We start from the raw sequence: 25,148 nt of genomic DNA, 5'->3' as shown, positions 1-25,148 counted from the left end.
TAGAATATTGAAGGGAGTTTTTAAGATGGTAAAACTGAGGAGATCCATGTTTATGCTTCTGACCACTGCACTGATGGTCATGCCGATGCTGGCCGCCTGTAGCAGCAACAACACGAACTCAACCCACAAGCCTTCAGGAGAAACGTCAACCGGGAACAACAAGGAAGGGGGATTTGCCCTTGGCGATAAGCCTCTGGAGTTCTCATTCTATGGGCATTACGATTGGTACTCCATGCCAGCCTGGGGAGAAGATCCGGCTACGAAATGGATAAAGAATACTAAGAAAGTCAATGTCGTTCCTATCAACTCCGGGGGGAATGCCAAGCAGAAGCTAAACACCATGATTGCCTCAGGCGATTTACCGGATGTGATGTGGATGGAACGAGGCTCCGATATTGAGAAGCTGCGTGCGAACGGCTTGCTGGTGCCCTTGGACGATTATCTGGACAAATACCCTAACTTGAAAAAATGGGCCGGAGAATCGACGCTCAATATGCTGCGCTCCTCGGATGGCAAGCTGTATCAATTCCCGAACTGGTATACCTCGCAGCCTAACGGCAATGCCGGATATATGGTCAACAAGAAAATCTATGAGGAGTTGGGCTCGCCTTCATTAGAGACTACCGAGGATCTATATCAATATTTGAAGCAAGTGAAGGAAAAGTATCCGAACGTCATCCCGCTGGAAGTCGGGCAGGCGGATGGAATTGAGATTTTAACCTCGGCATTTGCGGAGAACCGTCCTTATCGCTTTAATTCGATTATGGCCGTACCGCAAGGCAATGAGCTGACGTCCATCTTTAAAGATCCGGTATACCGTGAATCCATGCAATATTCGAGTAAATTAATGCGTGAAAGGCTGATGACGCAAGATGCGTTCACACAGAAGCGGGAGCAGGTATCGGAGAAGGTGACCACCGGACGTATTGCCGTGTTCGCATCATCGAGTCCAACCGAATTCGGGGCTGCTGGGGATGCTCTGCTGAAGGCGGCAGATCCGAAGGCAGGGTATATTATGGTCTGGCCTATACATAAAGCGGGTCTGGATCGTAACAAAATCTTCCCGGGCGATTACAATCAGCTGGGCTGGAACGTAAATGTCATTACACAAGCTGCAAAAGATCCCGAGGCGGTTTTTGCCTTCCTGGATTGGATGACAGGACCAGAAGGACAGCGTGTAACGATGTGGGGTCCGGAAGGTTTGTATTGGGACGGAACGGATGATGAGGACTCTCCGATTTTCACAGATAAATATACAAGTGATGTTGAAGGCCTAAGCAAATTGATGAACTCCACCGTGGACTTCCAATGGACAGGAAACACAGTCTATGTGGATAAGTCGAAGAGTAAATTTGAACAGACGCTACCGGAGGACAAACGTAGCTGGGAGACACGCTGGCAGCTCGAAATCACCTGGAAGACACAGTTTAATACGACGGAATTCGTTAATCTGGACCCGCCAGGCGACAGTGAAGAGGGAATCATTGCTCAGAGTGTGAAGGATGTATTCGACAAGGCCAAATCCAAAGCCATCCTGAGTGCCAAGAATGATGAAGAAGTGCTGGCAATTCTCGATCAGGCTGAAGTGGATGCCCAGAAGAATGGATATGCCAAGCTGCTGAAGTACAAGACAGAAAGATGGCAGGAAAACCTGAAGAATTTGAACAAATAATGCAAGCAAACTCCTACATCGAGTCCGGCAACACTCATGATATACTAAAAAGAACCAAATCAGATTAGGAGTTTACCTATGAAAGTTAATATATTCGATGTAGCCAGAAAGTCCGGATTGTCTGTCGTGACAGTCTCCCGTGTGCTTAACAATGTCTCATCGGTGCGGGAGAAAAACAGACAAAAGGTGCTCGAAGCCATTAAAGAATTGAACTATAGCCCGAACTCAGCAGCGCGAACCCTGGTCAGAGGGAAGACGGGGGTGATCGGATTAACGCTGACGGCCCTGAATGATACGGTGTTCGACAGTGTCGTGAAATCGGTCTTTGAAAGTCTCAAGCTAAGCGGCTACTTTCTGGCGCTATCCATTGATTCCGAGCCTGTGAATGGCTTCTCAGAAGCAAGTAATTTCTTGTTCCAGGAAGATCGTGTAGACGGAATCATCGTACTTTCTTCATTAGAAGAAGAGGCCTATGTCACTGAGCTGGAGCGCAAGCGAATCCCCTTTGTGATGATTGACAGTCATGGGGAGCACAGTAATGTTACGACGATCAACGTTGACAACTATTTGGGCGGGTATGAAGCGACCAAACATCTGATTGCGCTTGGACATACGCGTATTGCCCATATTACCGGACAAAGCGTGTTCCTCAGCGCCCGTCAGCGGAAAGAGGGCTTCATAGATGCAATGAACGAAGCCGGACTGTCTCCGTTCATGATTATTGAAGGGGGGTTCGGCACCAATTGTGGCTATGGCCTCATGCAGGACATGATTGCCCGCGGCAACATCCCGTCTGCCATTTTCGCCGCCGATGATGTCATTGCACTTGGCGTCATCCGGGCATTGAAGGAAGCGGGCTACAACGTGCCGGATGATGTATCGGTCATCGGGTATGACGACCAGTCTTTTGCCCAGGAAGTTCATCCTGCACTCACGACCATCCGTCAACCGGCGGATCTGATGGGACAGCATGCAGTGAAGATCCTGCTGGACATGATCAATGGCAGCGAGGTCAGCCATACCAGGGTGCAGCTAAAGCCTGAACTGGTTTACAGGAAATCTACATCAAAATATAAAGGCGACATTAGTCAGGGGTGACTAGGGATTGAACTATTATCTGGGGATAGATGCAGGTGGAAGCAAGACCATTGCTGTAATTACAGATGAGTCAGGAACGATTGTAAGCAGTGGAATGAGTGGATGCGGTAATCATCAAGTCAATGTGGAGCTGGCCCGGACCAGCATTACCGAATCGGTCGATCAGGCGCTGCAAGGCGCGCGGCTAAGCCGCAGCGATATTGCGTTCGCGTCATTTGGACTGGCCGGAGCGGACCGGGAAGCAGATTATGTTATTTTGCGCCCGATGATTAAAGCGCTGGGCTTCACCAATTATGAGATTGTCTGCGATACCGTTATCGGCCTGCGGGCGGGTACAAGACAGCCGTATGGTGTGGTGTTGATCTGCGGAACGGGAACCAACTGCCTCGGAATTAGTCCTGAGGGACAAGAACTGCAGTGCGGTGGCTTTGGTTATGCATTCGGAGATTTTGGCGGCGGAAGCGAGCTGGCTGTCGAGGTATTCCGTTCAGTGATCCGCTCCTGGGAAGGCAGAGAGGAACGGACACTGCTGACGGAAGCGGTGCTGGGTACGCTCGGATATGACTCTGTAGAAAGCCTCTTTCATGATTATCTCGATCATGGCAGACATATTCCTGTGGATCTGACCAAGCTTCTCTTTCCAGCGGCGGATCAAGGTGACCGCGTGGCGCTTCGGATCCTTCAGCAGCAAGGGCTTGAGTTGGGTCTTTCGGCGAGAGCCGTCATTGAGAAGCTTGGAATGGAGGAAGCTACACTTGATGTAGTATTGGTCGGCAGTGTGCTGACCCGCAACGGCGGGAAATACATGGCACCGGCCATCACGGGGCAGCTGACAGAAGGCTGCACGATACGTGTATTAAGGATGGAGCCTGTGGGCGGTGCGATCCTGCGCGCGATGGAGAAATCGGGATTGACCATAGCGGATAAAGTATATGAAGCGCTTGAACAGCAGCTTTCCATAGAAGGAGCGAATACAGCATGGATAAAAGCTTAAAGGTCGTTGTGATTGGCGGCGGTTCTTCCTATACGCCGGAGATTATCGAAGGGTTTATTCTCAATTTTGAGAGCTTTCCTGTCCGCGAAATTGTGCTGGTGGATATCCCCGAAGGAGAGGGGAAGTTAAAAATCGTTGGCAATCTGGCGAAGCGGATGATTGAGAAGTCGGGTCTGCCCATTACGGTGGAGCAGACGCTGAACAGACGCGAAGCTTTGGTGGGAGCGGACTTTGTGACCACCCAGATGCGGGTAGGTCTGCTCAAAGCACGGATCTGGGATGAGACCATCCCGCTGAAGTACGGGATCATCGGCCAGGAGACAACCGGACCGGGTGGCATGATGAAGGCGCTGCGGACAATTCCGGTGCTGCTGGACATTTGCCGGGATATTGAGGAGATTTGCCCGGAGGCCTGGATGTTGAATTTTACGAATCCGGCAGGGATGGTTACCGAAGCCATTCTGAAGCATACCAAGGTCAAATCCATCGGGCTATGCAATTCACCGATTGCTGCTTATAAGTGGCTGTCGCAGTTGTATGAGACGCCAGCCAGAGACATTTACTGCGAATTTGTAGGCCTCAACCACCTGCACTGGATTACTCAGGTACACATTAAAGGAGAGGATAAGCTGCAGGAGCTACTGGATAACCGTGACGGTTATTCAGCCAAGAACGTGCCTCAATTCCAATGGAACGCCAGCTTTATCTCATCGCTCCGGGCCATTCCATCCTATTACTTAAAATATTTCTATCTGACCAGGGAACTGCTGGAGGAGCAGCAGCATGCCCTGGAGCATGAAGGAACCCGGGCCGAGGTGGTTAAGCGGCTGGAGGATGAATTGTTCGAGCTATATCTGGACCCCAATCTGTCGGAGAAACCTAAGCAGCTGGAGAAAAGGGGCGGGGCTTACTACTCTGAAGCCGCAGTACTATTGATGAAATCCATTTACAATGATACTCGCGATATTCAGACCCTCAACGTGCGCAATCAGGGAGTATTGGATTTCCTCCCGGCGGATGCATCTATTGAAGTGAACTGCGTCGTCACTAGCCAAGGGCCTATTCCACTGCCTGTATCCCGGGTGCCTGTGGCTGCCAAAGGGCTGATTCATGCGGTGAAAACCTATGAGCAGCTTACGATTGAAGCTGCTGTTACTGGAGACAGAGGGCTGGCTCTGCAGGCTTTGGCGAACCATCCCTTGGTAGATTCCGTCAATGTAGCGGAGCAGATGCTTGAAGAAATGCTGCTCAAGAACAAGGACTATTTACCGTTATTCTTTAAAGATTGAGCCGTAACAGATGTTTAGCGCATCGGTATTGAAATAGCTAGCCATATAAATTGAATCCCGGTAACTGTAAATAGACTGCTTTCTGTCGCTCTTGGCGGCGGCAAAGCAGTCTTGTTTGTTTTTTTATAGCTTGTTAACGTTCCATTCATAATACTTTGATAATCTCTATAAGTGTTAGGGCGGATGCTTATCCAATCCCAATAAATGATGATACGGAGGATAAATGATGTTTATGATGATGAAAAAAAGGCTAATCGCTGGTCTGGCCCTCTTGGCTGTTCTAGGTGCCGGGTTAGGGGGAACCCTGATGTTATCCGGGAAACTGGCCTCGGCTGAAACGGCTCAAGCCAAGCCAGAGGTGCATCAGATTGAAGCACCAGGGAATCTTGATGACAGTGCGGGTCTGACTACCTTCGTGGATGGAATAATGGAAGAAGATATGAACAGGCTGCACATTCCGGGAGCGGTCATCTCCATTGTGAGAGACGGAAAGATTATTCTGGCGAAGGGATACGGCAGTTCCAACCTGGAAAAAGCTGTACCGGTTGATCCCGCAACCAGCATGTTCCGGATCGCTTCAACCACTAAGCTGTTCACCTGGACGGCGGTGATGCAATTGATGGAGCAGGGCAAGATTGATCTGGATACCGATATTAATACCTACCTGAAATCAGTGAAGATACCAGCTACCTATCCTGAGCCTATCACGATGCGTCATTTGATGACACATACAGCCGGGTTCGAAGAAGGTGGCGTTGGCTATCAAATCACTACGGACCCTGCCAAACTGCCGGGGTCGATCTCCGAAACGCTCGACAAGCATATGCCGGCACGGGTAAGACCGCCAGGCGAGCTCAGTTCCTATTCCAACTATGGCGCCACACTCGCGGGCCTGATTGTGGAGGAAGTAAGCGGAATTCCTTACAATGATTACATTAAAAAGTACATTTTCGATCCGCTGGATATGGAACATGCAACCGTAGTGGAGCCTTTGCCGGAGCAGTTTAAGCCATACGAAGTTCTGGGTTACACAAGCAAGAACGGCAGTTTTGTTCCCGGTACACCTACATTCGAAGGCGGCTTTCGTCCCGCCGGCTCAGGTACAGTATCTGCAGAAGACATGGCTCACTTCATGATCGCCCATCTGCAGAATGGGAAGTATGGTGACAAGGAGATTCTGAGAGCGGGTACGGCAAAATTAATGCATTCGACGGCATTTCAATTCGACAAACGTATGCCTGGAGTGGATCTTGGATTCGCCGAGAAACGGTATAACGGCCTGAATGTTATTGCCCATGGCGGTGCGGACCCGATGTTCAACACGGAATTGTATCTTGTGCCTGCCAAGAATGTCGGCATCTTCGTCTCCTACAATGGCGGTCAGGGCAGTGAGTCCGCAGAAGGTCTGGTTCAAGCTTTTTTTAACAAATATTATCCTGCTCCTGTACCTCAGCAGCCAGTGATTTCCGCTTCTGCGGAATCTCTAGAAAAGTATGCGGGCTCCTATCAATTTACACGCCGCAATTTCAGCGACATTGATAAATTTTTCAGTTTTTTCGCCCAGATTAATGTAACCGTCTCAGACAATAAACTGTCCTTGGGAAGTGGCAGTGAACAACAATTGTATGTCCCTGTGGACACTAATCTGTTCCAGCATGAGGGAGGCACGGAACAAATCGGATTCCGCACCGACGACTCCGGGAAAGTCACACATATGCTCTTGGGCGCTATTCCGGATATGCCGCTGGAACGCACACCGCTCATAGATAAGAACAAGTTCTGGCTTGTCCTGCTCGGCGTCTCGGGCCTGATTTTCCTCACTGCTCTGCTGGGACTACTGTTCTCCAGACGCAAGCTCAAGGTAATGACGAATCCTGAAAAATGGGCGATTCGACTCTCCGCAGCGACAGCGGGTTGGGGACTAATAAGCTTTATCACAACATTTGCAGTGCTTATGTCGTTGGACACGCTGGAGAGACTCAGCAGCGTCAGTACCTCATTTTATCTCGTTTTAGCCATGCCTGTGATATTCGTTGGAATGACTCTGGCTTTGCTTGTCTCGGCTGTGCTGGCTTGGAAGAACAAGTACTGGACGGATTTCACACGCGTGCATTACACTTTTGTGGCACTTTCCGCTGTGGCACTGTGCCTGTTCTTCTACCATTGGAATCTGCTGGGCTGGCAGTTCGGCTAAGGCCATTTCTTGCCAGGAACAAATCATATATAATATAAGCCTAAGAGAGGAGGATGATCGTGGCTATTATACTTATCGCGGATGATGATGCGAACATCCGAAAGCTGATGTCTTTGTACCTGCGAAAAGAAGGCTTTGAAATCAAAGAGGCCAGCGATGGCGTCAAAGCGCTGTCCATCGTGGAGAACTCGCGGGTGGATCTCGTTATTCTCGATATTATGATGCCAGGATTGGACGGTTGGGATCTGTGCAGAGAAATCAGGCGCTGGGATGCCAACCTCGCCCTTCTGATGGTAACAGCCAAAGCAGAGTCGGCACACAAGGTGAAAGGATTCCGACTGGGAACGGATGATTACCTGACCAAGCCGTTTGATCCCATTGAGCTGGTGATGCGGGTAAAAGCGCTGCTTAAACGCTCGCTGGTCGTTTCTTCCCAGACTGTACAGGTGGGTAATGTTGAGCTCAATCGCCGTACCTTTCAGGTCACCCGTGGAAATGAGCCGGTCACTATTCCTTTGAAGGAGTTCGAGCTTCTGTTTCTGCTGGCCAGCCACCCCGGACAAATCTTCACCAGGGAGCAGCTGATTATGCAGATCTGGGGTTTGAACTATGAAGGGGATGGCCGGACCGTCGATGTCCATATCAGCCGGCTGAGGGATAAGTTCACTGGCAACGACGGGCAATTTCAAATCGAAACGGCACGCGGTCTGGGCTACCGGCTGATTCCTGAGTCATGATCAAGACCTTGTATGTTCGTGTCATTCTCACGTTTCTCGGCATCATTATTTTTAGCCTAATATGCTCTTTTCTCATTGGTCTATATGTCTTTCAGAAGCAAATAAGCTATGAGGGTCAGAACGAAATGATCGCAGTGGGCAAGGAAATCATTCATCGCTATGATGACGCCAAACCTAAGGATAAGGATGAGTTCCTGAACAGTATGGTTAAGGTATCCGCATACCCGATCCACCTGTACAATCCTTCCGGGGAACATACCTTCTATGGGCTCAAAGATAATCCGGCTGTCATCATCACCCCCGAAGCTGTCAAACAAGTGCTGCAAGGAAAGTTCTATCGTTCCAGCGCTGATGATAAGGATACATTCGTCGGAATGCCGTTTCTGCTAAAAGGGGAGTGGCATGCGATGTTCCTGCAGTATTCCGCCGAGAACGAAAATATCGTTAACCGGATGATGCTCTTCGTGCTTCTACTTGTGCTATTGCTCGGCAGTATATGTATTCTCATTGCCGCCAGGTATCTGGTGGAGCCAATCAAAGCACTGACAAATGCGACGAAGAGGCTGGCAAAGGGTGATTTCGAAGTAGAGTTAAAGGTGAACCGGGTGGACGAAATAGGGGATCTGACGCAAAGCTATGTGGAGATGGCCGGGGAGCTCAAGCAGCTGGAGCAGATGAGGCAGGATTTTGTATCCAATGTCTCTCACGAAATTCAGACACCGCTGACGTCTATTTCCGGGTTTGCCAAGGCTTTGCGGAGTGATGATCTGGTAGTGGAGGAAGAACGCGGCGAATACCTAGATATCATTATTGCGGAGAGTGACCGTCTGTCCAGACTCAGCGATAATCTGCTGAAGCTTGCTTCCCTGGATTCCGAGCACCATCCCTTCGAAGCAGGCGACTTTAATCTTGATGAGCAAATTCGAACCGTCGTTGTAACCTGCGAGCCGCAGTGGTCGGCCAAAGGCATCGTCATTGATCTTGAGCTGCCGGTGGCTGTCAAAATCAAGGGAGATGAAGATCAGCTTAAGCAAGTCTGGATGAATCTGCTTAGCAACAGCATCAAGTTTACACCGCAGGGCGGGAACATCCGTATCGGGATAGACGTAGGAGCAGCAGAAGTATCCGCTACCATTAGCGATAACGGGACCGGTATTTCCCCGGAAGAGTTCAGCGCGATATTCCAAAGGTTCTATAAAGTCGACCGGAACGGGAACAATAACGGCAACGGCCTTGGACTGGCGATTGTGAAGAAAATTGTCTCTCTGCATCAGGGGAGTATCGAGGTGGATGGTGCAGTAGGAGAGGGCACGACGATTATCGTCAGACTTCCTTTCTCTCCATCTGTTAGGGCCAGCGGAAGGTCCATAAGCCCTCTGATGATGACCTGGTGAAAGGGAAGTAAGCTGACTTCTGTGGATTGCATTGCCCCTTAAGTACTCATGAAGCACACTTAAGGGGTTTTGTGATGGTTGGTATGCCGTACGCTCTGCATGATGAAATCTTTGAACTGGCGATCGTTAGCCATGTCTTCTTCTGTAACTTCTCCGCCGCGTTGGTGGGCAATAATAACGGCTTTTTGTAAATACATGAAATACAGGTGGGTGGACTTCAGCAGAATGTCCATCCATCTTGTTTTTTCCTCTGGAGCTACCGGTACGGTGTCCAATTGCACTAGGCGCGTGTACCAGCCCTGCATCGCTTGCTTGAAATCAGGCAGTTCAGCGGGATTCTTGGATAGAGTGCTATAGTAGACGCCAAAAATGGCATCGTAATAGATCAACGACTCCTGATGCTCCCTAAGCGCCAAATACTTGTCCAGAATAATCTCCAGGGATTCTTCGGGCTGCTCGAAACGAAAGTCAAACAGCAGCTGTCCGAACATCCGCTCCAGATTCTCAACATAGATCTGGGCGGCTAATTCTTCCTTGTCCTTATAATGATGATACAAAGTACGCCGGGAGACACCGGCTTCTTCTGCAATCTGAGCCATATCGGTGCGCTCAATGCCTTGCGCACAGAATAGGTTCAGCGCTGTATCCTTAATCATCTCCCGCGTCATTTGCATCTGCTTTTCACGCAGCTTCATCTATCTTCTCTCCTGCCTCTTGCTATTTTTCCTTGTGCTAAATGTCTTTAAATCTTAAATCTGCTGAGCTTACTCTTACTTCTCAAGGAACTTGCTGCCCACCGAATAGGGCTTCTGATGGTTAACCGCATCCCCCAGCCATTTCAGCAGTGTAACACCATCCTGCTCTGCTTGAAAAAAAGTCTCTCGCGTTGCAAATGTGTGCGGGGTTGTGCCCTTCTCAGCATCCAGTCCATAGTCAGTCAGATAATAATAATAATTCGGTAACGCGGCGTCCAAAGAACGCACGGATGCCCGCATTTGCTGTGACCATTCGTTGATCTTCTTCTGGTCCTGTGGCCCTTTATAATCGTTGATGTTGTTCTGAAAGTGAATCAGGATCTCGTCAAATAACGAGTAGGATTGTAATAGTATAGCATTGGGCGGCAGGAGATATCCGTTGGCTTTAAAGGCTGCCCCGATGATATCCGCTTCGGCGGGATACCCAAATGTCTTGGTAAAGTCAGCGTGCCATTCCTGATCCACAACCTTCGGCCATTTGTCCGATTTCAGGAAGGAGCTGTCGGAATATTGATAAATCTCGGAGTCCTTATAATGACTGGCAATCTCCTCCGCCCAGAAGGCGGAGCCGAACCCGCCGGCACTTTCGCCTGCGATGAGCAGCTTGTCGGGCGTATCCACATTAGCATAAATCCAGTCGAGGCCGCTCCGCACGTTATTGCTGCCGTTATAGCGCATAGTGAAGGGGGTGCCGTCTTCCTTCTTATATTCCGCATTGTGCTTGCCGATATGGAAGTCACCGGTCGAATAAGGCAGATATACAACATTCCAGCCGTTGAAGGGGTTGTCAGGGTTATCCGTGTCCATCATGCCTCTCAGCAAGGAGAGCATATAGAAGGGGATGTTGGGAAAATAATTGCCTGTATCCCCGCCCTTAATGAAATTCATGATCTTGATCGGATGCTCGGCGCTTGTGGCGTCCCAACTGGCCCCGCCTCCGGAAAAGAAGATGATCCAGTTATTGTTTCCCCCTTTTTTATTCCACAGAAAATACTCTGAACCATCACTGGAGATGACATTTCCGGCCAGCTTGACTTTATTCCACTTGTAAGGTTTCACTTCTGCCAGTTCGGAGGTTGTGGTCACCGGTCTCTTGATTACAAAAGTGCTGATCGCAAGAACGGCAATCAAAATAAGACTCAACAATCCAATTCCTGTGAACGTCGTGATTTTCCCTATTCTTCTCATATCCATCTCCCCCTTAATGGGAGTATACGTCAAGTTAACTCATTGCACAAGGTGTATACTTTAATAATGATGAATATAGTGCGTGATGCTTAAACGGTTTTGAGACCCCTTCAGGGGAAGGGGAAACAGTGGTCTGAGCATAGATTATTTTCACATCCCCAAAATGCTAAGTTTATAAAATATACCCAGTCCAACACTGAATTATCGTGTTCTGACTGGGTATTTGCTTGTTGCAACTTGTTATTCTTTCGTTTCTTTAGGCGTTACCCTAGCCGGACGAACGACCCAATTGCTGCGGTTCATCGGTTTTACTGTATCAATCCGCGGATTCGGAATCTCAGGAGCGCTCTCGGCTGGGGTTGCCGATTCTGCGGATTCTTTGTCCGTTACATTTTTCTTCGCCAGTCCGCCTCCGTTATGCTTACCTTTGTTCCACACTCTGTTCTTGCCCATGGTTACACTCCATTTCTATACGCTGATTTATTTACCATATCACAACATGGAAAGGTAAGAAAGTACACTGGCGACTGCTATTTCAGTTACCGGGATTCTTCATACAGCAAAAATAGTCCGGAAAGTGAGTTAATATACCCCTAAGCATAAAAGAAATGTTTTGACAAGTTATAAAATGTACTATTGATTCGTGCTGTTGGTGACTATAATAATATAGAATTGAAAGGAGAGCACTCTGATGCCCATCAAGATAATTACGGATAGCGGTTCCGACATCCCCCTTGAGTACGTTAACCAATATGATATTACTGTAGTCCAGCTGCCGGTTCATTTCGGACATGAGCTGATGCCGGAAGATACGGACACGAAGGCTTTTTATGCTAAAATGCGCGAATCGAAGGATCTGCCGACCACAGCAAGTCCCAGTCCGCAAGTCTTCCTGGATAAGTTCAAAGAAGTGGAAGCAGGCACTGACATTATGGTCGTCTGCATGTCCTCCAATATTAGCAGCACCTATCAGGCCGCGATGATCGCCAAGGAAATGTATGAAGAAGAAGGATTTCCGAATGCGATTGAAGTTATAGATACGAAGAGATTTTCCGGTGGACTATCCCTGATTGTCGCCTTCGCGGCGAAATGGTCGGTGACCTATTCAAGCCTTGCGGAATTGAAAGAAATGATTCTTCTCAAATCCCGGGAAGTGGAAGCATTCTTCACGCTGGATACGTTGGAAAATGTAATCAAGGGCGGACGGCTGAACCGTTTGTCGGGCGCGGTGGCTTCGGTGCTGAACATCAAGCTGCTGCTCAAAATCAGCGAGGAAGGTACAGTTGAGGTGGTGGAGAAAACCCGCGGGCTGCCCAAGGCGCTCAACCATCTGCTGGCCAAGCTTGAGGAGAAGCAGCATGATTACGAGAAGGCGGTTATTGCCATTGTGCACAGCAACTGCGAGAAGCTGGCCCTGGAGATTAAAGAACGCATTCTCGAAAAACACCCCTTTAAAGAGGTCGTATTCTCCAGCATGGGACCGGTTATGGGCACCTATGCCGGCGAAGGCGGAATCGGAGTGGCTTTTTAAAGGGAATGTAGCCCTAAAAACAAGCCGTACATGGGAACTAGCCCCGCGTGCGGCTATTTTGTTTTCCGGGAGACCTGTCTGGGGCGGTATTCTATAAGATATGGGAGGGAAGACACCTTACTATAGGCATCAGCATAGACTGAAGCAAAACCAATTACGGAGGTCAACCAACATGTCGACATATAATTCCAGCCAGCAAGCGACGGTTATCTATCAAGCCGACCCTGCTGTAGTCCAGCACCTGCACGGAGTCCGTGAATCTCTGCATCACTCCTGCAAGCCCTACTTAAACCATAAAGTGAAAGTACAGACGATTGACGGACTCATGCATGAGGGAATCATTGCGGGGATGGACAGCAAAAATCTGTATCTGACAGTAACTGCTACCACACAATCTGTACGCGGATACTATAATCCGTACTACAAACCATTCCCGCCGGGTCCGGGCTACTATCCATATCCCGCGCCGATTAACAATAATGTGATCTTACCGCTTGTGCTATTCGAGCTGCTTGCCATCTCTTTGATCTAATCCCGGCCCTATCAGGAATAGAAGACATGATCTGGATCATCGGCAGCTCTGCCGTATGTTCTGGTCATGTCTTTTGCCGTTTGTATCTGTATAAGATCAATCCGGGCTTCCGAAGACTTGCTATTCGATGTAGAATCAAAGGTGGATTGCGGGATTTTTTTCAGGAGGTAGAAAATGATTACATACCCTTTATTAAACGACGGGGCGGCGATCGGTGTGACAGCTTCTTCATATGGCGTAAGTCCACTAGACCGTAAGCTGTTCGAGCAAGCCTGTGAGCGGATGAAAGAAAAAGGATACCGGGTGTATTGCGGCGAGACGGTATTTAAACAGAATAAAGCCAAATCAGCTTCAGGCAAAATACGTGCCGAGGAATTTAACGCCATGATGCAGGAGGATGCCATCGACCTTATCATTCCGCCATGGGGCGGGGAATTATTGATTGAAATGCTGGAATATATAGATTTCAGCCTGGTGCAGGAGAAATGGATATTGGGTTTTTCCGATATCAGTCTGCTGCTGCTTGCCGTTACGCTGCAGACGGGTCTGGCAACAGCGCACGGTCCAAGCCTGGCAGATCTGCGGGGGAAGCAAACCGATAACACTACAGCCATGTGGCAAAAGGTAATGTCCACGCCCCGTGGAGGTTCGATTATGCAGAATTCTTCGGCAAAGTATCAGCAGGAGGGGGGAGTGGACGTTGATTCCCCCTTTATCTTTCTTTTGGATGAGCCGACGGTTTGGAAATCGGTGACTGCTGGTGAAGTAACATTGTCCGGGCGTTTGCTTGGCGGATGCATAGATGTGATCCGGCATATCATCGGGACACCTTTCGGAAATGTGCAGTATTTCCAGCAGAACATGATTCACAACGAACCGATCATGTGGTATTTGGAGAATTGTGAATTGAATACTGTGGACTTGCGCCGGTCTTTGGTACAGATGAAACTGGCTGGCTGGTTCGAGCATTGCTCCGGTATTATGTTCGGGAGAAGCGGTGCCAATCGTCCGGTGGACAACTATACGGTGGAGGATTGTTACAAAGAATTGTCCGAGGAGCTTCAATTGCCGGTAATCTATGATGTTGACTTCGGCCATGTTCCGCCGCAGCTTACTTTAATCAACGGGGCGTATGCGGAAGTGAAGATGCAGAACGGTGCGGGGACAATTACCCAGTATTTTAAGGATTAGCGGAAAATGATTAAGGGACAGCCCGGCGGCTGCCCCTTTCTTTGTTCAGACTGCTGAATCCACTTCGCCGCTATTCTCAAAGCTGATGTTGTCAATCATGACAGAGATTTTCCCTGAAGGGACTTCAAGCTCATACTCATGATTGCGCTGGGCCATCAGCAGCTGCATACCCAGTGGCGACAGCCAGGAAATCTTCCCTTCGGCCGGGTCGGTGTATGCAGGGAACACAATGGTGTAGGTGTCTATATAACCATCCTCCAAATAGCGGAGGTCCAGCCGGCTTCCGATCAATACACTGGAGCATAATTTCTCTTCACTATAGTCCGAGAGAAGCTGCTCTAGAATAGTGCAGTAGCGGTTAATCAGTTCCTCCGCCTGTTTTCTCTGAGGATGTTTGCCAGGGTAATAATGATTGAGAAATCCATTTCTCTCTTCATCAAAATATAACAGCTGCTTTACCAGTTGAGTCCGGGAGGTTTGCAGTAGAAGACTATGGTTCATAGTAGATTTCACCCCCTCTAAGAAAAACATCCCCTGCTGCCATCTTGTAATTCGTAATCATGTCCAGCCTCCTCAAAATTTGGTGTACCGCCCTTAAAAAAGGGTGTGCAAATAGAGATCTCCTTAAATGGAGACCTTCACAACAGTATATCAGCTTCTCAGCAGAGAACCAAACGATTGTTACACAGGGCTGCCATGGATTTTTTCATAATTATGGAGTGAAAACATTTGACCCTTCTCCCATAGGATGTTAAGCTTGACTGATATTAAGGCATTTCGCAGTTTACTGCGAAGTGCCTTGCTGTATGTTTAGAGGTTTCTTACATTAAATGTTACCAGAGGAGTGATGCGCCATGAGCACTTCATTGTTTTCTTATATAGAATTTGAACTATCAAATAATTACATTTATTAAAGGAGAATATTATGATTCAAGTAAAAGAGTTTGTAGATGCGGATAATTCCTATGCTGAAAATAAGGCAAATGAATTTCTGATGGGATTGCAGGAAGAACAAGTAGTGAAGGTGTGCTACGGTTCCGTAGTCAAATCTTCGCGGGACGGGGCGGAGCATCAACGGAGCACCATTCTGATTGTGTATAAGACGAATGAAAAGCTATAACTGGAGTTTGTTTTTTACGTGGTTGTCCGCCCTCTCCACGTTATGTATAGTGATCATCTTACTTTATCATGCGTTTAGTATTTAGCAGTTCACATTAACCGAAGAACAATAAAGGGACAGCCCGTAGGCTGTCCCTTTATTGTTTGGAATACTGCGAAAATAAAATCAGGTGTTGACAATTGCTGTTATTTCTTCATCCAGCTCCAGTCTGAGATCTTCACGGTAAGCCCGGATGCCATACTCACTGTGCATATAGCGGAGGATCGCTTCAGTTATATTGGACTCTACCAGGTATTGGCTTCGGCCTTGAATCCACACCTCTGCGCTGTACCCGGTATCTTCCTCCCAGCTGAGCTCTACCTGAACATCTTCCACACGGACTGCCTTGCGTTCAGCCATATGCAGGCAGATGGCGTTAATAATTTCATCCATGCTTAGAACAGTTGTTGGCATTAGTAACGGCCATCCCTTTCCTCAAGCCTGCGTCTTTCTTTTCTGCGGCGGAAGAAGGACATGATCAGTACCACTACAAGATAGATGGCAAGCATATTAATCAATAGGCCAAGGATATTCCCGAAAGCGCCCATTCCGCCGAACATGCCCCCGAAGAGGAAGCCGGCGATTCCGCCGATCATCAGGCCTTTCATCAAGCTGCCTCCGCTGAAGAATCCGCGTTTTGCAGTGCCGGCTGTTGTTCCTTTGGTGCTATCGCTTTGTTTCACATTATTGGTTGTAGATTTCTTTGGAGTGGTGGTAAATCCGCGGGATCCGGATTTAAAGCCGCCTCCACGCCGTGCATCCGCAAAGTCAGGAGCGGTTACGGCAAAAAACAGGGTAAAGGCCATTACAATCATCATTACGCGTTTCATGGGTTTCATTGAGTACAAGTACCCTCCTAAAGGTTGTCTTGGATTTGTAGTGTCTGTCCGGTAATACGTAGTATGCCCTAGGAGGTTTCAATTTTAATATAATAATTTAGAGATTAAATGCCGGAATACAAATTATGGCCAAAAAAAAGTGCGCGGATCCAGGATCCACGCAAACAGCAGTTTCAGAGAGTTGCCTTGTTCTCCACATACCCGTCCGAGACAAGCTCAAGCGCTCCGGTTGCCGGATCGATGATCATGCCGTGCACAGGCACGTTTGGGGGGAGTAAGGGGTGGCGCTTGATCAGCTCCACAGTTTGAATTACCCCTTCCTCCACATTGTCAAACCCGCGCAGCCACTTGGTTAATTTAATCCCTGAGTTCTCCAGGGTCGAAAGGACCTGTTCGGAAACGCCGCGCTCTTTGATCGAGTTGATCATCTTGTCTGCATTCAGCGAAGCCATGCCGCATTCGTAATGGCCGACCACAATAACTTCGTCCGCATCCAGCTCGTATAACGCGACCATTACGCTCCGCATTACGCTGCCGAAGGGCTGGGAAATGATCGCACCGGCATTTTTAATGATTTTGACATCACCGTTTTTGAAATTCATTGCTTTGGGCAGCAGCTCTACGAGCCGGGTGTCCATGCAAGTGATGATCAGCATTTTTTTATCAGGGAAGCGGCTGGTCAGATAGGCTTCGTATTCTTTTTTCTCGACAAACTGTTTGTTGAACTCCAGGATATTCGTAATTTGAGTCATGACCATGCTTCCTCCTAAAAGTTTTGTGAGCATAGCTTCCTAGGTTTACTTCGTGCAAAACTTACCTCGGAAGGATACACTGTGTTTTGTGAGCATAGCTTCCTAGGTTTAGGAATAGATGCTTAAGGGTTAACGGGGAGTTACTTCGTAAGCAATTCCTGCACCCGGCTGGGGTGCTTCGGTATTGCGCAAGTCTCTTACAAGAATATTCTTGCCATAAATCTGTGAATGACTGTCCAGCTTGAACGAAGAGAAACGCTCCTCGGCATCAAGCCGCATTTGCTCTTCATAAAAGATCTCCTGCTGGCGGCTGATAATAAAAGACAACTCGTCTGCATCAATGGAAACATCGCCGGATTGTGCTTCATTAACGATCAGCAGAACATTGATTCCGTCGCAGCCGCAACCCTCCGTATCATAAAAGAGTTTAAAAAGCCCCGGCTGATCCCCAAGCCTTTCCTTCAGCTTCCTCTCGGCCAGAGGTGTAATCTGAATCTTCATGTTCTGTTCACACTCCTATCGGCTTAATGATAAAGTATTTCAAATTAGAGATGTAAGGCTCTGAAGTTGATTATACTTATTTAAAAAAGTATCATCAAGAGGAGACGCTAAAACAGAGAAAGCAGGTGCTCGGATATGGAACAGACGGTTAAAGAAGAGTGGGAGAAATTTGAAGAGCTATTGTTAAAAATCAGCGGGTATTCTGAAACAATCGGACTTTTGCATTGGGATCTGCGTACAGGCGCACCCCGTAAAGGGGTGGAGATCCGTTCGGGTACGATTGGTATGCTTAGCGGAGAACTGTTCAGACTCCAGACCTCGCCGGAAATGGGGGAGTTTACGGAGTTCTTCAGCCGCCCGGCTGTCAGCAGCCAGCTAAGCGACAACCAGAATAAAATCGTGAAAGATTGCCGCAAGGAGTTCGAGCGCAGCAAGAGCATTCCATCCAAAAGGTTTGAGGAATATTCGGTTCTGTCGGCTCATTCGCAAACCGTGTGGGAAGAAGCCAAGGAAAGCAATGATTTTACCTCCTTTGAGCCGTTCTTAAGCCAGATTGTTGCCTTCAAGCAGGAGTTCATTGATTACTGGGGTGTCAAAGGCACCCGATACGATACGCTGCTGGATATGTACGAACCAGATCTGACCACCGAAAAAGTCGATGAAATCTTCGATCGTCTGCGCAGCCGCCTTGTTCCGCTGGTGGAAGCCATCAATGCTTCGCCTAACAAGCCGGACACGAAATTCCTGAGCGAAATCTACGCCAAAGAGCAACAGGAGAAATTCGGCCTCTTTGTTCTGGGGCAGATGGGCTATGATTTTGAAGCGGGCCGGCTGGATGAAAGTGTACATCCTTTCGCAACCGGGCTGAATCCGGGCGATGTGCGCATCACTACCAACTATTTGCTGGACAACGTTACTAGTGCTATTTTCAGCTCGCTCCATGAGGGCGGACACGCTCTATATGAGCAAAACATCAGCAAGGATCTGGTCGGCACACCGCTGGCTCAAGGGGCATCTATGGGTATCCATGAATCCCAGTCGAGACTGTGGGAGAATATGATCGGCCGTAGCCGGGCCTTCTGGCAGCGTTATTACGGCGATCTGCAGCAGCATTTCCCTGAACAGCTGACAAATGTGGAAGTAGAAGATTTCTACCGTGCGATCAACAGTGTGGCGAATTCCTTCATCCGCATCGAAGCCGATGAGCTTACTTATAACCTGCATATTATCGTCCGTTATGAAATCGAGAAGCTGATCTTTAACGAAGGGCTGGAAGTGAAGGAGCTGCCAAAAGTATGGAATGCCAAATACCAGGAATACCTCGGCATTACACCGCCGACCGATGCGCTTGGCGTACTGCAGGATGTCCATTGGTCCGGCGGTGACTTTGGTTATTTTGCCTCATACTCCCTTGGTAATATGTATGCTGCGCAAATGTTGAACACTCTGCGTAAAGAGCTGCCGGAATTTGACGCTCTGATCGCCGAAGGCAATCTGCTGCCGATTAAGGAATGGCTCACAGACAAGGTCTACCGGTACGGCTCGGCGCTGACGCCTTCACAAATTATCGAGCAAGTGACCGGCGAACCGCTGAACCCGGATTATCTGGCTGATTATCTCGAGGCGAAATATACGGAGCTTTACAAGCTGTAACACCCAAATGAGGCTATAGGCTGGAATGAGTTCCGGGAAAACGATATAATAGAAGAAAACCGCAAACGGAAGGATTTTTTTATGGCAAACACGCATACTTACAGCCGCAGGGAAGAGGTAGCCAATGCAATTACTCATGGTATAGGTACGGTACTGAGTGTAGCTGCACTTGTCCTGCTTGTTGTTTTTGCCAGTCTAAAGGGGACGGCTTGGCATGTAGTCAGCTTTTCCATTTATGGAACGACGATGCTGCTTCTGTATCTGAATTCCACACTGGTTCATAGTCTCAGGGAGGGCAAAGCGAAGGATCTGTTCGAATTCTTTGACCACTCCTCGATTTACCTGTTTATTGCCGGTACCTATACACCATTTTTGCTGGTAGCCATTCGTGGCACGCTTGGATGGAGCCTGTTCGGCATTATCTGGGGAGTGGCATTCTTCGGAGTATTGTTCAAGGCCTACTTCGTCAAAAGGTTTCTGTTCATGTCCACTGTCTTCTATATTGCGATGGGCTGGCTGATTGTGATTGCCTGGAATCCTTTGTCGGCTGTAGTGGCCGGAGAAGGCATGACGCTGCTGATGGCCGGGGGAATATTGTACACGCTGGGGACCATCTTTTATGTATGGAGAGGTTTCCCGTTCCACCACGCCATCTGGCATGTGTTTGTACTGGCGGGCAGTGTGACCCACTTTTTCGCGGTGCTGATTTACCTGCTTCCCATCCGTTAATTCAGAGCATTTCGAGACAGGAATTATGGTTTGGGCATAAAGAATAAGATGACAAGCAAAAATGCTTGACATCTTTCTTTGTTTTCGGTATCATAAGGGACGTTGTGAAGCTGTAAAGTGTTTTTCCTTGACGAAGGGAGTGCCCTTAATGAGTCAGGAGAATAGGCTCGAGAAAACTAACCGGATTAACTTGTTATTTGCTTTCTATGAACGCCTGCTTACTGACAAGCAGCAAACGTTTCTTAAATATTATTTCCACGATGATTTCTCACTCGGAGAGATCGCCGCGGAATTTGAAATCAGCCGCCAAGCCGTTTATGAACATATTAAACGTGCGGAGCAAGTGCTGGAGAATTATGAAGAGAAGCTTGGGCTTCTTGCCAAGCATGAAGACCGCAACCGATATTTAGAAGAACTGCGCAGACTGCCGGACAATGGGATGCTGCCTGAGCAATATAAACAGCGGTTCACGGATATCCTGGATCGTTTGCAGAGGTTAGAGTAGCATGAAGGGAGACAGCCGCATATGGCGTTTGAAGGTTTAACCGGAAGATTGCAGAATGTGTTCAGCAAGCTGCGCGGCAAAGGAAAAGTAACTGAAGATGACGTCAACGAAGCAATGCGTGAAGTGCGGCTGGCGCTTCTGGAAGCCGATGTTAACTTCAAAGTAGTCAAGGACTTCGTGTCCAAGGTGAAGGAGAAGTCGATCGGCAAGGAAGTGATGGACAGCTTTACTCCCGGCATGGTAATCATTGATATCGTTAACAAGGAATTAACCGACCTGATGGGTGGAAGTCAAGCGAAGCTGGCTAAGTCCAATAAGCCGCCGACAGTCATTATGATGGCGGGTCTGCAAGGGGCCGGTAAGACGACCACTTCGGGCAAGCTGGCCAAGCTGCTACAGAAGGGCAATCACCGTCCTTTACTTGTTGCGGGCGATATTTACCGGCCGGCTGCGATCAAACAGCTGCAGGTGCTGGGCGAACAAATTAAGGTTCCAGTATTCTCCCTGGGAGATCAGACGAGCCCGGTGGAGATTGCCAGACAAGCGGTCCAGCACGCGAAGGACAACGGACTGGATTATGTGATCATCGATACTGCAGGCCGCCTGCATATTGATGAAGAACTGATGGAAGAACTGAAGCAGATCCATAACGTCGTGAATCCTGACGAGGTGCTGCTTGTAGTGGATGCCATGACAGGTCAGGATGCCGTGAATGTAGCCGAAAGCTTCAATAAGCAGCTTGAGCTTACCGGCGTAGTGCTGACTAAGCTCGACGGCGACAGTCGCGGTGGTGCAGCATTATCCGTCAAAGCGGTAACCGGCACTCCGATCAAATTCGCCGCACTGGGCGAGAAGATCGATGCGCTGGAGCCGTTCCATCCGGAACGGATGGCTTCACGGATTCTCGGCATGGGCGATATGCTCTCCTTGATCGAGAAGGCTCAGGCCAACATAGATACTGAAAAAGCGAAGGAAATGGAACGTAAGATGCGCAATGCGGAATTTACGTTCGACGATTTCCTGGAGCAGATGGATCAGGTCAAGAAGCTTGGCCCGATCGACCAGATTCTCGACATGCTGCCTGGTATGAACAAAGCCAAAGGCATGAAGGACCTGAAGGTTGACGACAAGCAGATGGGCCGCGTCGAAGCGATTGTTCATTCGATGACCAAAGCTGAGAAAGCCCAGCCTGAGATCATCAATCATAACCGCCGTAAGCGCATCGCCGCAGGCAGCGGAACCAACGTAGCCGAGGTTAACCGTCTCATCAAGCAGTTCGATGAAATGCGCAAGATGATGAAGCAGTTCTCCGGTATGATGGGCGGCGGCGGTGGTAAGGGCGGTAAGAAAAACGCCATGAAGCAGCTTAAGAGCCTTGGCGGCGGCAAGGGTATGAAGTTCCCATTCCGTTAATGTTAATAGTCTTTAAGTTTAAGGTTTAAGCTTTACCCCTAGATCAGACATTGTACAACATCAGATGATCAAGAAGGTTTTAATCTTTTGATCTTAATTCCTGCCCGAACTATTCCAGGTCCCGCCAGTCTGAATGCCCACGCTTATTGCACTTAGCCGGGTGTCCAGAGGGCAGAGCCCTTGTCTAAGGGAGGGTTTGGGAGGGATCAAAAAAAGGGTTCCAGCAAACTCTTTCCAATCTTTCGATATTCTTTTAAGGAGGTGAATTTCGTGGCAGTACGTATTCGTTTGAAAAGAATGGGTGCACATAAAGCGCCTTTCTATCGTGTAGTGGTTTCCGATTCCCGGTCCCCTCGTGACGGTCGTTTCATCGAGGAAATCGGTTATTATAATCCGATTGAACAACCGGCAGTAGTTAAGATCGATGAGGAAAAAGCTCTTAAATGGCTTCAAACAGGTGCACAAGCATCTGATACCGTCCGCAACTTGCTTTCCAAAGCAGGCGTGATGAAGAAGTTCCATGAGCTGAAGCAACAGAAATAATGACTGATTGCGAGGGTCCTCTATGGAAGAATTAGTTGGTGTTATTGCTAAGGCTTTAGTGGATCATCCAGAAGATGTGATCGTGCGGACTGTGGAGAAGGATCACCTGATTGTATATGAGCTCTCTGTACATCCTGATGATGTCGGCAAGGTCATTGGCAAGCAGGGGCGGATCGCCAAAGCGCTTCGCACAGTAGTCACATCTGCAGCAGTCAAGAGCGATAAACGCGTTACCGTGGATATTTTATCTTAATGGATGCGTTCAATGAGGGGCTAGGGATAGTATATCCCGGCTCCTTTTTGTTCAAATATAGCAGTATAGATTAATGTATAAAGAACCAAAATAGGCGTTGCCGTGCCATTTATGTACGAGTCCTATTGCAGCAGTAACGCTGATAATATTTGAAGGAGAGGATTATATGACCGAAGAGTTAACCGTAGGCAGGCTGGTCAATACCCACGGCATTCGCGGGGAGGTCAAGATTTTGTCGCATACCGATTTTCCGGATGTCCGCTTTGCGCCGGGCAAAAAGCTGCAGCTTATCCCCGCTGATGGAAGTCCGAAATTCGAGGTGATCGTGGAATCTGCCAAAGAGCATAAAGGGATGTTCATTGCCAAACTGAAGGGCTATACCAACATCAATCAGATCGAGAAATATAAAGGCAGCCTGCTTAAGGTTCCTAGTGATGATCTGGTCGAGCTTCCGGAAAATGAATATTACTTCCACCACATCGTTGGCTGCGAAGTATACACTGATGAGGATGGAAGCGAGCCGCTGGGCACGATTACAGACATCCTGCAGCCTGGAGCCAACGACGTCTGGGTTGTGAAACCGGCCAAAGGACAGGATATTCTTATTCCGGTCATCAATGATGTAGTGCTTGACGTGGATATTGCAGCCCGGAAAATCACCGTTCACCTGATGGAAGGACTATTACCATGATGAGAATTGATGTGCTGACGCTCTTCCCGGAAATGTGTGAGGGCGTATTTGGCACAAGCATTCTTGGCAAAGCACGTGAAAAAGGGATCGTCTCCCTAAACGCAGTCAATTTCCGTGATTTCTCAGGCAATAAGCATAACAGTGTGGATGACACGCCTTATGGCGGAGGCGGAGGGATGGTGCTGAAGCCTGACCCAATCTTTGCTGCCGTGGAACATGTGCTGGGCATCTCGCAGGACGGAGAGCAAGCTGAGGAGATCGCCGGGGGAAGTTTTCCCGAAAGCGACGATGTAAACGGAGATGAGCGCCAGCATGGTACTGGAGCAATAGCGGAACGTACGTCTGCTTCTCCTGTGAAACCGCGTATTATCCTTATGTGCCCGCAGGGAAAACAATATAACCAGCATATCGCCGAGGAATTAGCCCAGGAGCAGCATCTGATTTTTATCTGTGGCCATTATGAAGGTTATGATGAACGGATCAGAGAGCATCTCGTAACGGATGAGCTGTCCATTGGGGATTACGTGCTGACTGGTGGTGAGCTGCCCGCCCTGACGGTCATTGATTCAGTGGTGCGGCTGCAGCCCGGGGCCCTTGGAAATGAAACCTCAGCGATAACAGATTCGTTCAGCACCGGCCTGCTGGAGTATCCGCATTATACGCGTCCGGCTGAGTTTCGCGGATGGAAGGTGCCGGATATGCTCCTGAGCGGTCACCATGCCAATATCGAAATATGGCGGCGTGAGCAGGCTCTGGAACGAACCCTGGAGCGCAGACCGGATCTCCTGGATACCGCCGAATTAACGGTGAAGGATAAGAAGACGCTGGAGCGTTTACGCCAGCAGCAGAACAAGCCTCAACAAAATAATTAATGGCACAAGGCATATCACACGTCTTTTTAACGTATATTACGTTGAGGAGGCGTTTTTTGTTATGTAGTGAATAATTTAGCAGACATATAGGCTTCACAAAAAAAATAAGAGCAAATGTGCGTAGTTATCCTTTTTTTAGGGTAATAAATAGAGGTGCCGCCATAAGAAATGCAACTTAGATGCAGTTAGCTTAACAATTGAAAGGAATGAACTGAAAGTGACTACGAATACGCGTGAAGAATTCAAACCGGACGTGGACACTGTCCACAAGGAAGCGGAGCCGCTCCGTACAGTAAGCGATATTATCGATTTTTATACGAATCGTAAATCGTAACCCCCTTTCTGAGTAGAGAACAGACCCTGGCAACAGGTCCAATAGGAGAAGTGCTATAGTAATAGCAGCAGTAACCCAAAAAACCATTAGAACAGACGGATCAATGACCCGCTGCTTTAATGGTTTTACTGTTTTTGTTAATCAAGACATGAAAAAGACCGTCCGAAGACGGTCTCTCTACCCGAGGCGCTGTTTTATTACCTTGATCCGTATCCCGCGCCACCAAAGCCAGTTGATCAGCCGTTGGTCCGGGTAAGGGATACGTTCAGCATGTCATGCTTGATGTGAACGCACCTCCTTTCCTTGTGCCAAGAGTATAGCATAACGTG

Annotated in this window: 27 protein-coding genes; 19 read left to right on the top strand and 8 right to left on the bottom strand. The window is 48.6% G+C overall.

All coding sequences use genetic code 11. From position 1 onward, the window contains the following. Positions 1–25 precede the first annotated feature (25 nt). The 7 genes from NST99_RS20810 to NST99_RS20780 all read left to right on the top strand — a co-directional run bounded on the left by NST99_RS20810 (position 26) and on the right by NST99_RS20780 (position 9,378). Positions 26–1,672 carry an extracellular solute-binding protein gene (locus NST99_RS20810; RefSeq protein ID WP_341094117.1) on the top strand — a complete coding sequence of 549 codons (1,647 nt, stop codon included), beginning with the start codon at positions 26–28 and terminating at the stop codon, positions 1,670–1,672. A 78-nt stretch (positions 1,673–1,750) separates the two neighbouring features. Then, the gene (locus tag NST99_RS20805; RefSeq protein WP_341094116.1) at positions 1,751–2,770 is read left to right on the top strand and encodes a LacI family DNA-binding transcriptional regulator; all 1,020 of its coding nucleotides are present in this window, start codon (positions 1,751–1,753) and stop codon (positions 2,768–2,770) included. Positions 2,771–2,777: 7 nt separating this feature from the next. Further along, positions 2,778–3,764, top strand: coding sequence for an N-acetylglucosamine kinase (locus NST99_RS20800; protein ID WP_341094115.1), 987 nt, complete (start codon positions 2,778–2,780; stop codon positions 3,762–3,764). Beyond that, positions 3,749–5,053, top strand: coding sequence for a 6-phospho-beta-glucosidase (locus tag NST99_RS20795; RefSeq protein ID WP_341094114.1), 1,305 nt, complete (start codon positions 3,749–3,751; stop codon positions 5,051–5,053). The genes NST99_RS20800 and NST99_RS20795 overlap by 16 nt, the downstream gene beginning before the upstream one ends. A gap of 226 nt (positions 5,054–5,279) precedes the next feature. Then, positions 5,280–7,247 (top strand): serine hydrolase domain-containing protein, encoded by a 1,968-nt coding sequence (locus NST99_RS20790; RefSeq protein ID WP_341094112.1) that lies wholly within the window; start codon positions 5,280–5,282, stop codon positions 7,245–7,247. 59 nt (positions 7,248–7,306) lie between these two features. Beyond that, positions 7,307–7,984 carry a response regulator transcription factor gene (locus tag NST99_RS20785; RefSeq protein WP_341094110.1) on the top strand — a complete coding sequence of 226 codons (678 nt, stop codon included), beginning with the start codon at positions 7,307–7,309 and terminating at the stop codon, positions 7,982–7,984. After that, positions 7,981–9,378: a HAMP domain-containing sensor histidine kinase gene (locus NST99_RS20780; protein ID WP_341094109.1), complete on the top strand. Its 1,398-nt coding sequence runs from the start codon at positions 7,981–7,983 to the stop codon at positions 9,376–9,378. Before NST99_RS20785 ends, NST99_RS20780 begins: the two co-directional genes overlap by 4 nt. A 59-nt stretch (positions 9,379–9,437) precedes the next feature. On the opposite strand, the gene NST99_RS20775 is transcribed toward NST99_RS20780, so the two are convergent. The 3 genes from NST99_RS20775 to NST99_RS20765 all read right to left on the bottom strand — a co-directional run bounded on the left by NST99_RS20775 (position 9,438) and on the right by NST99_RS20765 (position 11,774). After that, positions 9,438–10,073 (bottom strand): TetR/AcrR family transcriptional regulator, encoded by a 636-nt coding sequence (locus tag NST99_RS20775; RefSeq protein ID WP_341094108.1) that lies wholly within the window; start codon positions 10,071–10,073, stop codon positions 9,438–9,440. Between the two features lie 75 nt (positions 10,074–10,148). Further along, complete coding sequence (locus NST99_RS20770) at positions 10,149–11,321, bottom strand: pectin acetylesterase-family hydrolase (RefSeq protein WP_341094107.1); 1,173 nt, start codon at positions 11,319–11,321, stop codon at positions 10,149–10,151. A 240-nt stretch (positions 11,322–11,561) separates the two neighbouring features. Next, positions 11,562–11,774 (bottom strand): hypothetical protein, encoded by a 213-nt coding sequence (locus NST99_RS20765; protein ID WP_038593656.1) that lies wholly within the window; start codon positions 11,772–11,774, stop codon positions 11,562–11,564. Between the two features lie 238 nt (positions 11,775–12,012). Here NST99_RS20765 and NST99_RS20760 point away from each other — a divergent pair, with 238 nt between their 5' ends. The 3 genes from NST99_RS20760 (at position 12,013) to NST99_RS20750 (ending at position 14,575) form a co-directional block, all read left to right on the top strand. Then, positions 12,013–12,852, top strand: coding sequence for a DegV family protein (locus NST99_RS20760; protein WP_341094106.1), 840 nt, complete (start codon positions 12,013–12,015; stop codon positions 12,850–12,852). A 172-nt stretch (positions 12,853–13,024) separates the two neighbouring features. Continuing rightward, complete coding sequence (locus tag NST99_RS20755; RefSeq protein ID WP_341094105.1) at positions 13,025–13,384, top strand: acetyl-CoA acetyltransferase; 360 nt, start codon at positions 13,025–13,027, stop codon at positions 13,382–13,384. 174 nt (positions 13,385–13,558) lie between these two features. Next, positions 13,559–14,575 (top strand): S66 family peptidase, encoded by a 1,017-nt coding sequence (locus tag NST99_RS20750; RefSeq protein ID WP_341094104.1) that lies wholly within the window; start codon positions 13,559–13,561, stop codon positions 14,573–14,575. A gap of 45 nt (positions 14,576–14,620) precedes the next feature. Here the strand turns inward: NST99_RS20750 and NST99_RS20745 are convergent, their stop codons facing one another. Next, on the bottom strand, positions 14,621–15,076 hold the full coding sequence (locus NST99_RS20745; protein WP_341094102.1) for a GreA/GreB family elongation factor: 456 nt from the start codon (positions 15,074–15,076) through the stop codon (positions 14,621–14,623). A gap of 424 nt (positions 15,077–15,500) precedes the next feature. Between NST99_RS20745 and NST99_RS20740 the strand changes: the two genes are divergently transcribed. Beyond that, on the top strand, positions 15,501–15,695 hold the full coding sequence (locus NST99_RS20740; RefSeq protein ID WP_038593642.1) for a sporulation protein Cse60: 195 nt from the start codon (positions 15,501–15,503) through the stop codon (positions 15,693–15,695). A gap of 165 nt (positions 15,696–15,860) precedes the next feature. Here the strand turns inward: NST99_RS20740 and NST99_RS20735 are convergent, their stop codons facing one another. The 4 genes from NST99_RS20735 to NST99_RS20720 all read right to left on the bottom strand — a co-directional run bounded on the left by NST99_RS20735 (position 15,861) and on the right by NST99_RS20720 (position 17,826). Next, positions 15,861–16,148: a YxcD family protein gene (locus NST99_RS20735; protein ID WP_341094101.1), complete on the bottom strand. Its 288-nt coding sequence runs from the start codon at positions 16,146–16,148 to the stop codon at positions 15,861–15,863. Continuing rightward, positions 16,148–16,564 carry a hypothetical protein gene (locus NST99_RS20730; RefSeq protein WP_341097712.1) on the bottom strand — a complete coding sequence of 139 codons (417 nt, stop codon included), beginning with the start codon at positions 16,562–16,564 and terminating at the stop codon, positions 16,148–16,150. Before NST99_RS20730 ends, NST99_RS20735 begins: the two co-directional genes overlap by 1 nt. 182 nt (positions 16,565–16,746) lie before the next feature. Continuing rightward, positions 16,747–17,325: a beta-class carbonic anhydrase gene (locus NST99_RS20725; RefSeq protein WP_038593636.1), complete on the bottom strand. Its 579-nt coding sequence runs from the start codon at positions 17,323–17,325 to the stop codon at positions 16,747–16,749. 129 nt (positions 17,326–17,454) lie between these two features. Next, positions 17,455–17,826 carry an iron-sulfur cluster biosynthesis family protein gene (locus tag NST99_RS20720; protein ID WP_341094100.1) on the bottom strand — a complete coding sequence of 124 codons (372 nt, stop codon included), beginning with the start codon at positions 17,824–17,826 and terminating at the stop codon, positions 17,455–17,457. Positions 17,827–17,961: 135 nt separating this feature from the next. On the opposite strand from NST99_RS20720, the gene NST99_RS20715 reads away from it, so the two are divergent. The 8 genes from NST99_RS20715 to trmD all read left to right on the top strand — a co-directional run bounded on the left by NST99_RS20715 (position 17,962) and on the right by trmD (position 24,485). After that, the gene (locus NST99_RS20715) at positions 17,962–19,479 is read left to right on the top strand and encodes a carboxypeptidase M32 (protein WP_341094099.1); all 1,518 of its coding nucleotides are present in this window, start codon (positions 17,962–17,964) and stop codon (positions 19,477–19,479) included. An 81-nt stretch (positions 19,480–19,560) separates the two neighbouring features. Further along, entirely contained in the window at positions 19,561–20,208 is a 648-nt protein-coding gene (trhA, locus tag NST99_RS20710; protein ID WP_341094098.1) for a PAQR family membrane homeostasis protein TrhA, read from the top strand. A 148-nt stretch (positions 20,209–20,356) separates the two neighbouring features. Then, the gene (locus NST99_RS20705) at positions 20,357–20,713 is read left to right on the top strand and encodes a putative DNA-binding protein (protein ID WP_038593628.1); all 357 of its coding nucleotides are present in this window, start codon (positions 20,357–20,359) and stop codon (positions 20,711–20,713) included. A 21-nt stretch (positions 20,714–20,734) separates the two neighbouring features. Further along, a complete protein-coding gene (gene ffh, locus NST99_RS20700; RefSeq protein WP_341094097.1) occupies positions 20,735–22,126 on the top strand; it encodes a signal recognition particle protein in 1,392 nt (463 codons plus the stop codon). Between the two features lie 270 nt (positions 22,127–22,396). Beyond that, positions 22,397–22,669 carry a 30S ribosomal protein S16 gene (gene rpsP, locus NST99_RS20695; RefSeq protein ID WP_036688604.1) on the top strand — a complete coding sequence of 91 codons (273 nt, stop codon included), beginning with the start codon at positions 22,397–22,399 and terminating at the stop codon, positions 22,667–22,669. Positions 22,670–22,691: 22 nt separating this feature from the next. Next, positions 22,692–22,922, top strand: coding sequence for a KH domain-containing protein (locus tag NST99_RS20690; protein WP_038593622.1), 231 nt, complete (start codon positions 22,692–22,694; stop codon positions 22,920–22,922). A gap of 166 nt (positions 22,923–23,088) precedes the next feature. After that, entirely contained in the window at positions 23,089–23,613 is a 525-nt protein-coding gene (gene rimM / locus NST99_RS20685) for a ribosome maturation factor RimM (protein WP_341094096.1), read from the top strand. Next, positions 23,613–24,485 (top strand): tRNA (guanosine(37)-N1)-methyltransferase TrmD, encoded by an 873-nt coding sequence (trmD, locus tag NST99_RS20680; protein ID WP_341097711.1) that lies wholly within the window; start codon positions 23,613–23,615, stop codon positions 24,483–24,485. The genes rimM and trmD overlap by 1 nt, the downstream gene beginning before the upstream one ends. The last annotated feature ends 663 nt before the right edge of the window (positions 24,486–25,148 follow it).

Source organism: Paenibacillus sp. FSL L8-0470 (genome assembly GCF_038008625.1).
GTDB lineage: Bacteria > Bacillota > Bacilli > Paenibacillales > Paenibacillaceae > Paenibacillus_AQ.
Note: the sequence above shows the minus strand (reverse complement) of the source record. Positions and strands in the feature narration are given on the sequence as shown.

Coding starts and splice junctions, on each gene's coding strand:
- NST99_RS20810 (WP_341094117.1), top strand. CDS start 26: ATGGTAAAACTGAGGAGATCCATGTTTATGCTTCTGACCACTGCACTG.
- NST99_RS20805 (WP_341094116.1), top strand. CDS start 1,751: ATGAAAGTTAATATATTCGATGTAGCCAGAAAGTCCGGATTGTCTGTC.
- NST99_RS20795 (WP_341094114.1), top strand. CDS start 3,749: ATGGATAAAAGCTTAAAGGTCGTTGTGATTGGCGGCGGTTCTTCCTAT.
- NST99_RS20790 (WP_341094112.1), top strand. CDS start 5,280: ATGTTTATGATGATGAAAAAAAGGCTAATCGCTGGTCTGGCCCTCTTG.
- NST99_RS20780 (WP_341094109.1), top strand. CDS start 7,981: ATGATCAAGACCTTGTATGTTCGTGTCATTCTCACGTTTCTCGGCATC.
- NST99_RS20775 (WP_341094108.1), bottom strand. CDS start 10,073: ATGAAGCTGCGTGAAAAGCAGATGCAAATGACGCGGGAGATGATTAAG.
- NST99_RS20770 (WP_341094107.1), bottom strand. CDS start 11,321: ATGAGAAGAATAGGGAAAATCACGACGTTCACAGGAATTGGATTGTTG.
- NST99_RS20765 (WP_038593656.1), bottom strand. CDS start 11,774: ATGGGCAAGAACAGAGTGTGGAACAAAGGTAAGCATAACGGAGGCGGA.
- NST99_RS20760 (WP_341094106.1), top strand. CDS start 12,013: ATGCCCATCAAGATAATTACGGATAGCGGTTCCGACATCCCCCTTGAG.
- NST99_RS20755 (WP_341094105.1), top strand. CDS start 13,025: ATGTCGACATATAATTCCAGCCAGCAAGCGACGGTTATCTATCAAGCC.
- NST99_RS20750 (WP_341094104.1), top strand. CDS start 13,559: ATGATTACATACCCTTTATTAAACGACGGGGCGGCGATCGGTGTGACA.
- NST99_RS20745 (WP_341094102.1), bottom strand. CDS start 15,076: ATGAACCATAGTCTTCTACTGCAAACCTCCCGGACTCAACTGGTAAAG.
- NST99_RS20740 (WP_038593642.1), top strand. CDS start 15,501: ATGATTCAAGTAAAAGAGTTTGTAGATGCGGATAATTCCTATGCTGAA.
- NST99_RS20735 (WP_341094101.1), bottom strand. CDS start 16,148: ATGCCAACAACTGTTCTAAGCATGGATGAAATTATTAACGCCATCTGC.
- NST99_RS20730 (WP_341097712.1), bottom strand. CDS start 16,564: ATGAAACGCGTAATGATGATTGTAATGGCCTTTACCCTGTTTTTTGCC.
- NST99_RS20725 (WP_038593636.1), bottom strand. CDS start 17,325: ATGACTCAAATTACGAATATCCTGGAGTTCAACAAACAGTTTGTCGAG.
- NST99_RS20720 (WP_341094100.1), bottom strand. CDS start 17,826: ATGAAGATTCAGATTACACCTCTGGCCGAGAGGAAGCTGAAGGAAAGG.
- NST99_RS20715 (WP_341094099.1), top strand. CDS start 17,962: ATGGAACAGACGGTTAAAGAAGAGTGGGAGAAATTTGAAGAGCTATTG.
- trhA (WP_341094098.1), top strand. CDS start 19,561: ATGGCAAACACGCATACTTACAGCCGCAGGGAAGAGGTAGCCAATGCA.
- NST99_RS20705 (WP_038593628.1), top strand. CDS start 20,357: ATGAGTCAGGAGAATAGGCTCGAGAAAACTAACCGGATTAACTTGTTA.
- ffh (WP_341094097.1), top strand. CDS start 20,735: ATGGCGTTTGAAGGTTTAACCGGAAGATTGCAGAATGTGTTCAGCAAG.
- NST99_RS20690 (WP_038593622.1), top strand. CDS start 22,692: ATGGAAGAATTAGTTGGTGTTATTGCTAAGGCTTTAGTGGATCATCCA.
- rimM (WP_341094096.1), top strand. CDS start 23,089: ATGACCGAAGAGTTAACCGTAGGCAGGCTGGTCAATACCCACGGCATT.
- trmD (WP_341097711.1), top strand. CDS start 23,613: ATGAGAATTGATGTGCTGACGCTCTTCCCGGAAATGTGTGAGGGCGTA.